10 protein-coding genes are annotated in these 12,316 nt (G+C 69.1%); 6 read left to right on the top strand and 4 right to left on the bottom strand.

Annotated features, from left to right (window positions below; all coding sequences use genetic code 11):
• Nucleotides 1-264: 264 nt before the first annotated feature.
• Together E4A48_RS16590 and acs are read right to left on the bottom strand one after the other, a co-directional pair.
• Entirely contained in the window at nucleotides 265-930 is a 666-nt protein-coding gene (locus E4A48_RS16590; protein ID WP_039008524.1) for a response regulator transcription factor, read from the bottom strand.
• 131 nt (nucleotides 931-1,061) lie between these two features.
• Nucleotides 1,062-3,005 (bottom strand): acetate--CoA ligase, encoded by a 1,944-nt coding sequence (gene acs, locus E4A48_RS16585; protein WP_039008522.1) that lies wholly within the window; start codon nucleotides 3,003-3,005, stop codon nucleotides 1,062-1,064.
• Nucleotides 3,006-3,220: 215 nt separating this feature from the next.
• Here acs and E4A48_RS16580 point away from each other — a divergent pair, with 215 nt between their 5' ends.
• From E4A48_RS16580 to E4A48_RS16560, 5 genes are all read left to right on the top strand, one after another.
• On the top strand, nucleotides 3,221-4,627 hold the full coding sequence (locus E4A48_RS16580; RefSeq protein WP_039008520.1) for a DcaP family trimeric outer membrane transporter: 1,407 nt from the start codon (nucleotides 3,221-3,223) through the stop codon (nucleotides 4,625-4,627).
• Nucleotides 4,628-4,757: 130 nt separating this feature from the next.
• Nucleotides 4,758-6,416 (top strand): MFS transporter, encoded by a 1,659-nt coding sequence (locus E4A48_RS16575; RefSeq protein WP_142742811.1) that lies wholly within the window; start codon nucleotides 4,758-4,760, stop codon nucleotides 6,414-6,416.
• 293 nt (nucleotides 6,417-6,709) lie between these two features.
• Nucleotides 6,710-8,146, top strand: a complete 1,437-nt coding sequence (locus tag E4A48_RS16570) for a coniferyl aldehyde dehydrogenase (RefSeq protein ID WP_058196033.1) — start codon at nucleotides 6,710-6,712, stop codon at nucleotides 8,144-8,146.
• Between the two features lie 137 nt (nucleotides 8,147-8,283).
• Complete coding sequence (xth, locus tag E4A48_RS16565; protein WP_058196032.1) at nucleotides 8,284-9,069, top strand: exodeoxyribonuclease III; 786 nt, start codon at nucleotides 8,284-8,286, stop codon at nucleotides 9,067-9,069.
• A complete protein-coding gene (locus E4A48_RS16560; RefSeq protein WP_058196031.1) occupies nucleotides 9,066-9,497 on the top strand; it encodes a GFA family protein in 432 nt (143 codons plus the stop codon). Before xth ends, E4A48_RS16560 begins: the two co-directional genes overlap by 4 nt.
• Before the next feature lie 66 nt (nucleotides 9,498-9,563).
• Here E4A48_RS16560 and E4A48_RS16555 read toward each other — a convergent pair whose 3' ends face one another.
• The gene (locus E4A48_RS16555) at nucleotides 9,564-9,815 is read right to left on the bottom strand and encodes a GlsB/YeaQ/YmgE family stress response membrane protein (protein ID WP_003466992.1); all 252 of its coding nucleotides are present in this window, start codon (nucleotides 9,813-9,815) and stop codon (nucleotides 9,564-9,566) included.
• 129 nt (nucleotides 9,816-9,944) lie between these two features.
• On the opposite strand from E4A48_RS16555, the gene E4A48_RS16550 reads away from it, so the two are divergent.
• Nucleotides 9,945-10,568 (top strand): 4'-phosphopantetheinyl transferase family protein, encoded by a 624-nt coding sequence (locus E4A48_RS16550; protein WP_052235096.1) that lies wholly within the window; start codon nucleotides 9,945-9,947, stop codon nucleotides 10,566-10,568.
• Nucleotides 10,569-10,695: 127 nt separating this feature from the next.
• On the opposite strand, the gene E4A48_RS16545 is transcribed toward E4A48_RS16550, so the two are convergent.
• Nucleotides 10,696-12,306 (bottom strand): alkaline phosphatase D family protein, encoded by a 1,611-nt coding sequence (locus E4A48_RS16545; RefSeq protein ID WP_142742810.1) that lies wholly within the window; start codon nucleotides 12,304-12,306, stop codon nucleotides 10,696-10,698.
• Nucleotides 12,307-12,316: the final 10 nt, after the last annotated feature.

Raw genomic sequence — 12,316 nt, 5'->3', positions numbered from 1 at the left:
CACGCGAACCTGCAGCTTTTCTTCTTAGCAACAGCTATATGCGCTGCGTGTCGAAGGTGCTGCGGCATCGGTGCACCGATGGCAATCCGCTGCGTATCAGCACTCGCTGGGTATGCAGGCGATGGCCTGTGGTGCGCGAACAGCAGTCGGGTTAGCCCCGCCTGCAAGCCTGCAAGTGGAGCCGCGCCGGCCTTGCGCGCACAGACCAAGCCACGCCATGCCGCGGTGAGCCTTGGCGCACGCATCTGCGAGGACGTGGCGCGCTCAATCCTCTTCCAGCGGCAACACGATGGCGTCGTTGTCGATGGCCAGCTTGCCGGCCATCAGCACCGCCTGGGTGCGGTTGGTGACGCCCAGCTTGCGCAGGATCGCGGTGACATGCGCCTTGATGGTGGCTTCGGACACGCCCAGGTCGTAGGCGATCTGCTTGTTGAGGCGGCCGGCGCCGAGCATCTGCAGCACGCGGAACTGCTGCGGGGTCAGTTCGCGCAGGCGCTGGCCGACCTCGCGTTCGGCGCGGTCGGTGGGCGGCACGGTGTGCGCCTCCGGCGGCGCCCAACGCTCGCCGTCCAGCACCGTGCTCAGGGCCAGGCCGATGGTGTCCGAGTCGGCCGACTTGGGAATGAAGCCGAACGCGCCATGGTCCAGTGCGCGGCGCATCACCGTCGGTTCCTCGCGCGCGGACACCACCACCACCGGTAGCTGCGGATGCAGCGCGCGCATGTGCACCAGCGCGCTGAAGCCCTGCGCGCCGGGCATGTTGAGATCCATCAGCAACAGGTCGGCATCGGCGTGATGGTCGGCCAGCGCGTACAACGCCTCGACGCTGTCGGCCTCGTACAGTTGCACCCCCGGCATCACCCGCTGCACCGCCCCGCGCAGCGCCTCGCGGAACAGGGGATGGTCGTCGGCGATCAGCAGGGTGGGCATTTGGGGGGCCGGGAATGGGGAATGGGGAATGGCAACGGCAAAAGCAGGATTTCGGGTGCCTTAAGTTGATGAAGCGATCGGGAAATGGCGTTTCCCATTCCCGATTCTCGATTCCCCATTCCCGACGCGCGTCAGCGCGTCAGCCGCTCGTTCACCAGCGAATCGACCACCGACGGATCGGCCAGGGTCGAGGTATCGCCGAGCTGGTCGGGCGCGTTTTCGGCGATCTTGCGCAGGATGCGGCGCATGATCTTGCCCGAGCGGGTCTTGGGCAGGCCAGGTGCCCATTGCAGATGGTCGGGCGCGGCGATCGGGCCGATCTCCTTGCGCACCCAGGCCACCAGTTCCTTGTGCAAGGCCTCGCTGGGCTGCTCGTCCGCTACCAGGGTCACGTAGGCGTAAATGCCCTGGCCCTTGATGTCGTGCGGGAAGCCGACCACCGCGGCCTCGGCCACTTTCGGGTGCGAGACCAGCGCGCTCTCCACCTCGGCGGTGCCGATGCGGTGGCCGGAGACGTTGATCACGTCGTCCACGCGGCCGGTGATCCAGTAGTAGCCGTCGGCGTCGCGGCGGCAACCATCGCCGGTGAAGTAGCTGCCCGGGTAGGTGCGGAAGTAGGTGTCGATGAAACGCTGGTGGTCGCCGTAGACGGTGCGCATCTGCCCCGGCCACGAATCGCGCAGCACCAGGTTGCCTTCGGTGGCGCCTTCCAGGATCTCGCCGTCGGCGTTGACCAGGGCCGGTTGCACGCCGAAGAACGGCAGCGTCGCCGAGCCGGGCTTGAGGTCGATCGCGCCGGCCAGCGGGGTGATCAGGATGCCGCCGGTCTCGGTCTGCCACCAGGTGTCCACGATCGGGCAGCGGCCATCGCCGACCACATCGAAGTACCAGCGCCAGGCCTCGGGATTGATCGGCTCGCCGACGCTGCCGAGCAGGCGCAAGGACGCGCGGGAGGTGCGCTTGACCGGCGCCTCGCCCTCGCGCATCAGCGCGCGGATCGCGGTCGGCGCGGTGTAGAAGATCGTCACCTGGTGCTTGTCGATGACCTCCCAGAAGCGCGCTACGTTCGGGTAGTTGGGCACGCCCTCGAACATCAGCGCGGTGGCGCCGTTGGCCAGCGGCCCGTAGACGATGTAGCTGTGGCCGGTGACCCAGCCGACATCGGCGGTGCACCAGTAGATGTCGTCCTCGCGCAGGTCGAACACCGCTTCATGGGTGTAGGCCGCGTACAGCAGGTAGCCGGCGGTGCTGTGCAGCACGCCCTTGGGCTTGCCGGTGGAGCCGGAGGTGTAGAGGATGAACAGCGGATCCTCGGCGTTCATGCGCTCGGGTTCGCATTCGGCCGGCTGGCTGTCGACCACGTCGTGGAACCAACGGTCGCGCGGCGCCTGCATGTCCACTGCGCCGCCGGTGTGGCGCACCACCAGCACGGTTTCCACGCTGGTGGTGCCGGGCAGCTTCAGCGCCGCATCGACGTTGCCCTTGAGCGGGATCTTCTTGCCGCCGCGCAGGCCTTCGTCGGCGGTGATGATCAGCTTGCTGCTGCAGTCGATCACCCGGTCTGCGATCGAATTGGGCGCGAAGCCGCCGAACACCACTGAGTGGATCGCGCCAATGCGCGCGCAGGCCAGCATCGCCACCGCCGCGTCGGGAATCATCGGCAGGTAGATGGTGACGCGGTCGCCCTTCTTGACTCCGAGCGCGCGCAGCGCGTTGCCGAGCCGGCACACGCGTTCGTACAGTTCGCGGTAGCTGACGCCGTAGGACGGCGCGTCCTGGCTGTCCGGTTCGAACAGCAGCGCGGTCTTGTCGCCGCGCGTGGCCAGCTGCCGGTCCAGGCAATTGACGCTGGCGTTGAGCTCGCCGTCGTCGAACCAGCGGATATGGAAATCGTCCAGGGCGAAGTTCACGTCCTTGATCCGGGTCGGCTTCTTGAACCAGTCCAGGCGCTCGGCGGCCTGGCCCCAGAACGCCTCCGGCTGTTCCACCGATTGCCGGTACAGGGTCTGATACTGGGTCTTGTCGATCCGTGCCTGGGCGGCGAACTGCGGATCGACGGGGTAGATATCGGCCATAGTGCCCTCTGCAATGAACGGGGCGCCGCATGCAGCGGCGCGTCATCGCGCAGTGTGCCGCATTCACTGTTAAGCGCGCACGCGCCGGGCTTTAGACGATGGTCGTAAACGCCGCCCCGTTCGACTAATGGCCAATAGGCGCAACCGGCCGCGGCGCGCACTGTGCACCCAGCCGTGCCTGCGCGCGGCGGACATCCATTATTCGGGAGGGAGTAATGAGCCACCGCATCGCATCCTTGGCATGGCGCCCGTTGGCGGCCGCGCTGTTCGTTGCGCTGATCGCGCCAGGCGCGGCCTTCGCCCAGAGCGGCAAGACCCCGTCGGCGCGCGAGCAGGCGCTGGAAGCCCGCGTGGCCGAGCTGGAGCGGCAGGTGCAGCTGCTGCTGTCCTCGCAGCAACAGCAGCAGGGCCAGATCGCGCAGGCGCAGAGCGAGGTTGCCGCGGTGAAGTCGAGCCAGGCCGCGCCAGCGGCGCTGCCGGCCGGCAAGGCGCCGATCCAGGTGACCACGATCACCCCCGGCGCCGCGCCAGGCACCACGTTCAAGGTCGGCGGTTTCATCAAGGCCGATTTCCTGGCCACCCGCACCGGCGACGGCCAGCTCGCCGACGACGCCACCGGCCGCGCGCTGTATCTGCCCGGGCAGACCCCGGTCGGCGGCGGCAAGTCCGGTACCGACTACAACGCGCATGCCAAGTTCTCGCGGATCAACGTCGGTGTGGACAGCGTCAGCGACGCCGGCAACAAGGCCGGCGCGCTGGTGGAACTGGATTTCTTCGGCAATGCGCTGGGTACGCAGACCGCCACCAACACCTACGGCGCCACCCTGCGCCACGCCTACATGTACTGGAACCACTGGCTGGCCGGTCAGACCTGGTCCAACTTCATGGACCCGGCGGCGCTGCCGGAAGCGGCCGACTTCATCGGCCCCACCGACGGCGTGATCTTCGTGCGCCAGGCGCAGCTGCGCTACACCAATGGCGGCTTCAGCGTCGCCCTGGAGAACCCGGAGACCACCGTCTACAACCGCAGCGCGAGCGGCGCGATCACCAGTGCCAGCTCCGACCGCGGCGCGCTGCCGGACCTGACCGTGCGCTACGGCTGGAAGGGCGACTGGGGCAGCTTCGGCATCGGCGGCCTGCTCGGCCAGCTGAAGGTGGACAACCGCGCCACCGGCGCAAACGCCAGCAAGGCGGCCGGCGGCCTGACCCTGGGCGGCAAGTGGGTGGCGGGGGACAGCGACAGCCTGTTCTATCAGCTCAGCGGCGGCGAGGGCATCGGCCGCTACGTCGGCCTGGGCATCGCCCAGGACGCGGTCTACGATGCGGCCGACCGCGACCTGGACACGGTCGGCGTGGTCGCCGGCTACATCGGCTGGCGTCATGCCTTCTCGCCCAAGCTGCGCAGCAACCTGATCTACGCGCGCAGCGACTACGACAACGACACCGCGCTGACCGGGCTGGGCGTGACCAAGAACGTGCAGAGCCTGCGCGGCAATATCTTCTACACGCCGCTGCCCAAGGTCGATGTCGGTGCCGAATTGATGGTCGGCAAGCGCGAGATCGAAAGCGGCGCCAAGGGCGACATCACTCGCCTGCAGTTCACCACCAAGTACAGCTTCTGAGGCCACGGCCGGCGCGGCGCCCTGGGAGGGCGCGCCGCGCCGCCGCGGACTCGTCCGCACCCGCGACGGACCGCGTCACCCGACCGCCACCGCCACCGCCACACCACCCGCTTCGGAGGGGAAGCTTCCTATGTCCAGCACCGCCATCAACCCGTCGGGCAAGCCCCTGACCCAAGGTCACAAGAAGGTGATCTTCGCCTCCAGCCTGGGCACCGTGTTCGAGTGGTACGACTTCTATCTGTACGGCTCGCTCGCCGCGATCATCGCCAAGCAGTTCTTCAGCGGGGTCAACGAGACCACCGGCTTCATCTTCGCGCTGCTGGCCTTCGCCGCCGGTTTCGCTGTGCGCCCGTTCGGCGCCGCGTTCTTCGGCAGCCTGGGCGATCGCATCGGCCGCAAGTACACTTTCCTGATCACCATCGTGCTGATGGGCCTGTCCACCTTCATCGTCGGCATCCTGCCCAACTACGCCAGCATCGGCATGGCCGCGCCGATCATCCTGATCGTGCTGCGTCTGGTGCAGGGCCTGGCGTTGGGCGGCGAGTACGGCGGCGCGGCGACCTACGTGGCCGAGCACGCGCCGCCGGGCAAGCGCGGCCTGTACACCAGCTTCATCCAGACCACCGCCACGCTGGGCCTGTTCCTGTCGCTGCTGGTGATCCTGGGCACGCGCATGACCCTGGGCACCGAAGTGTTCGAAGACTGGGGCTGGCGCATTCCGTTCATGGTCTCGATCGTGCTGCTCGGCGTGTCGGTGTGGATCCGCATGCAGTTGAGCGAATCGCCGCTGTTCCAGCAGATGAAGTCCGAGGGCAAGGGCTCCAAACAGCCGTTCCGCGATAGCCTCAAGGACGGCAATTTCCGCCTGATGCTGCTGGTGCTGCTCGGCGCCACCGCCGGCCAGGCCGTGGTCTGGTACGGCGGCCAGTTCTATTCGCTGTTCTTCCTGACCCAGACGCTGAAGGTCGACGGCACCACGGCCAACCTGCTGATCGCGGCGGCGCTGGCGCTGGCCACGCCGTTCTTCGTGATCTTCGGCTGGCTGTCGGACAAGATCGGGCGCAAGAAGATCATCCTCGCCGGCTGCCTGCTGGCGGCGCTGACCTATTTCCCGATCTTCAAGGGCCTGACCCACTTCGCCAACCCGGCGGTCGAGGAAGCGCGGCAGAGCGCGCCGGCCACGGTGGTCGCCGATCCGGCGACCTGCAGCTTCCAGTTCGATCCGATCGGCAAGGCCAAGTTCACCAACTCCTGCGACATCGCCGCCGCGGCACTGGCCAAGGCCGGCGTGCCTTACGCGATCAAGCCGGCTGTGGCGGGTTCGCTGGCGCAGGTCAGCATCGGCGGCACACAGGTACCCGCCTACGAGGCCGCCGGGCTGGGCAAGGACGAGGCCAAAGCCAAGTCCGATGCGTTCGGCAAGCAGCTGAAGGGCGCGCTGACGGCCGCCGGCTATCCGGAGAAGGCCGATCCGGCACGCATCAACAAGCCGATGACGCTGCTGCTGCTGTGGATCCTGGTGATCTACGTGACCATGGTCTACGGCCCGATCGCCGCCTACTTGGTCGAGCTGTTCCCGACCCGGATCCGCTACACGTCGATGTCGCTGCCTTACCACATCGGCAACGGTTGGTTCGGCGGCTTCCTGCCGACCATCTCCTTCGCCCTGGTCGCGGCGACCGGCAACATGTACTACGGCCTGTGGTACCCGATCGGTATCGCGTTGATGACCTTCGTCATCGGCCTGTTCTTCCTGCGCGAGACCAAGGACGTGGACATCACCAAGTAAGCGCTGCCCCTTGCGCCGGGATGCTCCCGGCACCGCGACGCCGGCCTTGCGCCGGCGTCGTCGTGTGCGGCATGCGCCGCGCGCGCAGGGGCTGAGGGTCGGCGGCCTGCACACCTGCTGGCTCGACGCGCACGGCCTGGTCGTGCCGGACGGCATCGTGGCGCATGACGCAGTGGCTCCGCTGCAGTGCGTCCTGTAGAAGCGGCTTCAGCCGCGACACATCAGGTCGGCGCAGACCATGCCTGCTGGCACCGCCCGCATCGCGCCATACGCCGCCATCGTATAGTGCGTGCATGGCCATTTCCGCCCCCACCTCCAGCGCCACCGACACACCGCTTGCCGACCTGCCGGTCACCCTGCAGCGGCTGCGCGCCGCCTGGCAGGCCGCCAAGCCCGACCAGGCGCAGCGCCGCGACGACCTGCTGCGCCTGCGCGCGGCGCTGAAGCGGCGCCTGCCGGAGATGGCCGACGCCATCGCCGCCGATTTCGGCCATCGCTCGCGCTACGAATCGCTGCTTGCCGACGGCATGACCGTGCTCGGCGAGATCGATCACCTGCTGCGCCACCTCAAGCGCTGGATGCGGCCGCAGCGCGTCGGTGCCGGCTGGCGGCTGTGGCCGGCGCGCGCCGAAGTGCGGCCGGTGCCGGTCGGCGTGGTCGGGGTGATCGCGCCGTGGAACTATCCGGTCAACCTGGCGCTGATTCCGCTGGCCACCGCGATCGCCGCCGGCAACCACGTCTACCTGAAACCGTCCGAGCACACCCCGCGCACCGCGCAGTTCCTGCACTCGCTGCTGGCCGAGGTGTTCCCGCCGCAGCGGGTGGCGCTGGCGCTGGGTGCGGCCGAGGTGGCCGGCGCCTTCGCCGCGCTGCCGCTGGACCATCTTGTGTTCACCGGCTCCACCGCGGTCGGGCGCAAGGTGATGGCCGCCGCAGCGCCGAACCTCACCCCGCTGACCCTGGAGCTGGGCGGCAAGTCGCCGGCCATCGTCTGTGCCGATTACCCGCTCGCGCAGGCGGCCGCGCGCCTGGCCACCGGCAAGTGGTTCAACGCCGGGCAGACCTGCATCGCGCCGGACTATGTGCTGATCGACGCCGGCCGCAGCGCGGCGCTGGTGCAGGCGCTGCGCGCGCAGGTGCTGGCGCGCTACGGCGACTTCGCCGCGGCCGACGATTACACCCGCATCGTCAACGAAGGCCAGTACCGGCGCCTGCGCGGCTATCTGGACGATGCGCGTGCGCGCGGGCTGGAGGTCATCGAACTGGCCAGCGTCGAACCCGGGCGCGCCGAACGCGAACGCCTGATCGTGCCGACCGTGGTGCTGCAGCCCGGCGACGACGCGCTGCTGATGCAGGAGGAGATCTTCGGCCCGATTCTGCCGCTGCGCAGCTACCACACGCTGGACGAGGCGATCGCGATGGTCAACTGCCGCGACCGGCCGCTGGCGCTGTACCCCTTCAGCCACGACCGCGCGCAGGTGGAGGCGATCCTGCACGCCACCGTCGCCGGCGGCGTCACCGTCAACGACAGCCTGTTGCACTTCGCCGCCAATGCGCTGCCGTTCGGCGGCATCGGCCCCAGCGGCATGGGCGCCTACCACGGTCGCGCCGGCTTCGACGCCTTCAGCAAGGCGCTGCCGATCCTGTGGCAATCGCGCCGGGCCGCCAGCGATTGGCTGAAACCGCCGTACGCCAGAATTGCGCGGCTGGTCGATCTGCTGCTGCGCTGATCGCGCAAACCCCAGCAGGGAGCGGCGGCCGCAGCCGCCGCGGCGCACGCCGCCGAGCAGGCGCTGGCGTGGCGGGATTGGCTGTCGCGGCGGGCAACGGTCAAAATACCTGCCGACCGCCCGCTACGGATTTCCCCTTGAAGATCGCCTCCTGGAACGTCAACTCGCTCAACGTGCGCCTGCCGCACCTGCAACAGTGGTTGGAGGCGTTCGCACCGGACGTGGTCGGCATCCAGGAAACCAAGCTGGAAGACCACAAGTTCCCGGACGCGGCGCTGGCAGCGGCCGGCTACCGCAGCGTGTTCGCCGGGCAGAAGACCTACAACGGCGTGGCGATCCTGTCGCGCGCCCCGCTGAGCGACGTGCAGATCGGCGTGCCCGGGCTGGACGACGCGCAGCAGCGGGTCATCGCCGCCAGCGTCGGCGACCTGCGCATCGTCAACCTGTACGTGGTCAACGGCCAGGACGTGGGCACCGACAAGTACGCCTACAAGCTGCGCTGGCTCGAGGCGGTGCACGACTGGCTCGCCGCCGAACTGCAGCGCCATCCGCGCATGGTGGTGCTGGGCGACTTCAACATCGCCCCGGACGCGCGCGACGTGCACGATCCGCTGGTGTGGAGCGACAACCACATCCTCACCTCCAGCGCCGAGCGCGGCGCGCTGCACAAGCTGCAGGCGCTGGGCCTGCACGACGGCTTCCGCCTGCATCACGAAGACGGCGGCATCTTCAGCTGGTGGGATTACCGCCAGGCCGGCTTCCGCCGCGACCTCGGCCTGCGCATCGACCTGACCTTGGTCTCAGACGCGCTGAAGGCGCACACGCGCGCGGCCGGCATCGATCGCGAACCGCGAACCTGGGACCGCCCCAGCGACCATGCGCCGGCCTGGATCGAACTGGACGTCGAAGGACCTAGCGCATGAGCGAACGTCATCCGCGCCGCTGTATCGACAAGGTCGGCCACACCGCGATCGCGCCGCTGCACCGGCTCAGCTGCCACTGCGGGGCGGTGCAGATCGACCTGGAACTGCCGCACGGCATCGTCGATCCGCGCCGCTGCAACTGCTCGCTGTGCCGCCGCCGCGGCGCGATCGTCGCCTCGGTGCCGTTGGCCGCACTGCACGTGCGCGAAGGGGCCGAGGCGCTGCGCCTGTACCGCTTCAACACCCATACCGCGCAGCATTATTTCTGCGGCGTGTGCGGGATCTACACGCATCACCAGCGCCGCTCCGATCCCGGCGAATACGGCTACAGCGTCGGCTGCCTGGACGGCGTGGATCCGTATGCGCTGGCCATCGCGGTGCCGGTCAACGACGGCGTGCAGCATCCGTTCGACCGCGCCGCCTCGTGAGCGGCGCCGCAAACGCAAACGCCCGGCGGGCCGGGCGTTTGCAGACACCTGCAGTGGCGTTTGCGCTTAGCGCGCGCGGCCGCGGGTGAACAGGTTGACGATGGCCAGCAGGATCACCGCGCCGATCAACGAGTACAGGAACGTCCACAGCGTGATCGCCTGGTTGATGCCGCCGCCGAACAACCAGCCGGCGATCAGCGCGCCGACGATGCCGACGACGATATTCAGGATGATGCCCTGCTGTGCGTCACGGCGCATGATGATGCTGGCCAGCCAGCCCACGATGCCGCCGACGATCAACCAGATGATGATGCCCATGGGTAACACTCCTAGATTCTGTCCGCACCGGGAGCGGTGTGGCGTGCGCCATTTAAAGAGCGCTGCCGTGAAGCGCCCGTGTACCCGGGCAGGCCTGTCGCAGTGGCCATTGTGGTTTGTGGACGCCGCGTGAGCGAGTGTGCCGAAGCGCCGTTGCACCCGGACCCGCCGCAATGGCGGTTCGGCCCGGTGGCGCTGTGGCTGCGCCCGCATCCGCCGCGCACGCCTGGCGAGGCGCAGGCGCGGCGCCTGCTGTCCGCCGAGCTGGCCACGCCGGAGGCGCAACTGCCGTTGCGCCGCGACGAACGCGGCCGGCCGTGGCTGCACGCGCCGCTGGCGCATGTCGGCACCGGCTGGAGCCACAGCGGCGACTATCTATTGGTGGCGATCGGCGCGCACGCGCGGCTGGGCGTGGATATCGAACACCAGCGCGCGCGGCCGCGGCTGCTGGAACTGGCACAGCGCTTCTTCCATCCCGACGAGGTCGCGACGTTGCAGGCGCTGCTCGAACCGGCGCGCGAGGCGTTGTTCTTCCGCCTGTGGTGCGCGAAGGAAGCGTTGCTGAAGGCGCACGGGCACGGGCTGTCGTTCGGGCTGCACCGGCTGCGCTTCGGCGAAGATGCCGACGGCGTGCTGCAACTGGCCTGGTGCGACCCGGCGCTGGGTGTTGCCGCGCGCTGGCGGGTGCACGAGTGGGTGCCGGCGCCGGGCTATCGCGCTGCGCTGGCGTGGTATCCGCTCGAGTCGACATAGCGCGCCCGGCCCCCTGTAGGAGCGGCTTCAGCCGTGACAGGCTCTACAAAGACAGAGAGTGCCGGTCGCGGCTGAAGCCGCTCCTGCAAGGAAGCGACAGCGAGGCGCTTGCATCCGCCGCCGCGGTTCACGCCTCCACTGCACCGGCGCGGCCGTCCTCGACCACGAAGCGCTTCAGCGTGGACACCGTGGCCAGGCGGTCGCTGCGCTCGGAAATGGCTTGCAGCCGGGTCTCCATCCGTGCCTGGCTCAGCGACACCGACACGTAGCCGCGCTGGCGGCTCTCGAAGTAGCGCACGTGCGGGTTGCGCGGCAGGATCTGCGCGATCGCCTCATATGGCGGGCCGTTGGAGGTCACCGAGGTGCCGACGAATTCGGTGGCCAGGGTCCGCGACTGCGGATCGGCGGCATCGGCCTTCAGGTCGGTGACCCAGTACGAATGGATGTCGCCGCCCCAGAACACCGGGTTGCGAAGCTTGCTGTCGGCGATCGCGCGCAGCATGCGCTCGCGCGTGGCCGGATAGCCGTCCCAGCCATCGGTCCAGTGGCCGAGGTGGCCGTCCTTGGGGTCGCGCTGCAGCATCGGCGCGACCAGCAGATCCTGCGCAATCACATTCCAGCGCGCGCCCGAACGGGCGAAGCCGTCGTGCAGCCAGCGCTCCTGCGCCGCGCCGAGCATGCTGCGCGCGGGATCGTCGATATCGGTACAGCCGCTCGCGGCCACATGCCCGCCGCGCCAGCCGTTGGGCAGGATGCAGGGCTGTTCGTTGCGGTACTGGCGGCCGTCGAGCACGAAGAAGCGTGCCAGCGCGCCGTAGTCCAGCGCGCGGTACAGGTGCATGTTCGCGCCGCGCGGGCGGTGTTGCGCACGCAGCGGGAAGTGCTCGTACATCGCCTGGTAGGCGGCCGCGCGGCGGCGCAGGAACTGCGCGGTGGGGATCTTCGGATCCTGCGACCAGCGGTTGGCGTAGTCGTTCTGCACCTCGTGGTCGTCCCAGGTCGCCACGCAGGCGGCGGCCGCGTGCAGCGCCTGCAGGTCCGGGTCGGTGCGGTACAGCGCATAGCGGTTGCGGTAGCCGGCCAGGTCCAGGCATTCGCCGCTGCCGTGCGGGCGCACGATCTGCGCGGCGGCCTCGCCGTGGCTGCTGTACTCGTAGATGTAATCGCCGAGGAAGAACACCAGGTCCGGCCGCTCGGCGGCCAGGTGCCGGTAGGCGCTGAAATAGCCCTGTTCCCAGTGCGAGCAGGAGACGAAGCCGAAGCGCGCCTCGGTCAGGCTGCCTGGTGCCGGGGCGGTGCGTGCGCAGCCGAGCGGACTCTGCGCGCCCAGCGCTTCGAACCGGTACCAGTACGGCCGGCCGGGTTGCAGTCCGCTCACCTCCACGTGCACCGCGTGGCCCCATTGCGGATGCGCCGTCGCCACGCCGCGCTGCACCACCTGCGCCATGCCCGGATCGGTGGCCACGCTCCAGCGCACCGGTACCGCCTCGCGCAGGCCGCCCTGGCCGTCGGCCGCCAGCGGCTGCGGGGCGAGCCGGGTCCACAGCACCATGCCGTCGGCCAGCGGATCGCCGGCGGCCACGCCCAGCGTGAAGGGATCGTCGAACCCGCGCGCCCGCGCGAACGGACCCAGCAGCGGCGTGGCGGCCAGCAGGCCCAGCCCGGCCAGGACCCGGCGCCGGCCATGATCGGGTGGCGCGGCGTTGGTGGCGGAGGGGGGGGCCTGGAGATTCGACATACCGCTGCAC

The organism is Xanthomonas translucens pv. cerealis (genome assembly GCF_006838285.1).
Taxonomy (GTDB): Bacteria; Pseudomonadota; Gammaproteobacteria; order Xanthomonadales; family Xanthomonadaceae; genus Xanthomonas_A; species Xanthomonas_A cerealis.
The sequence above is the reverse complement of the archived record's forward strand: the minus strand, read 5'-3'. Positions and strand labels throughout refer to the sequence as shown.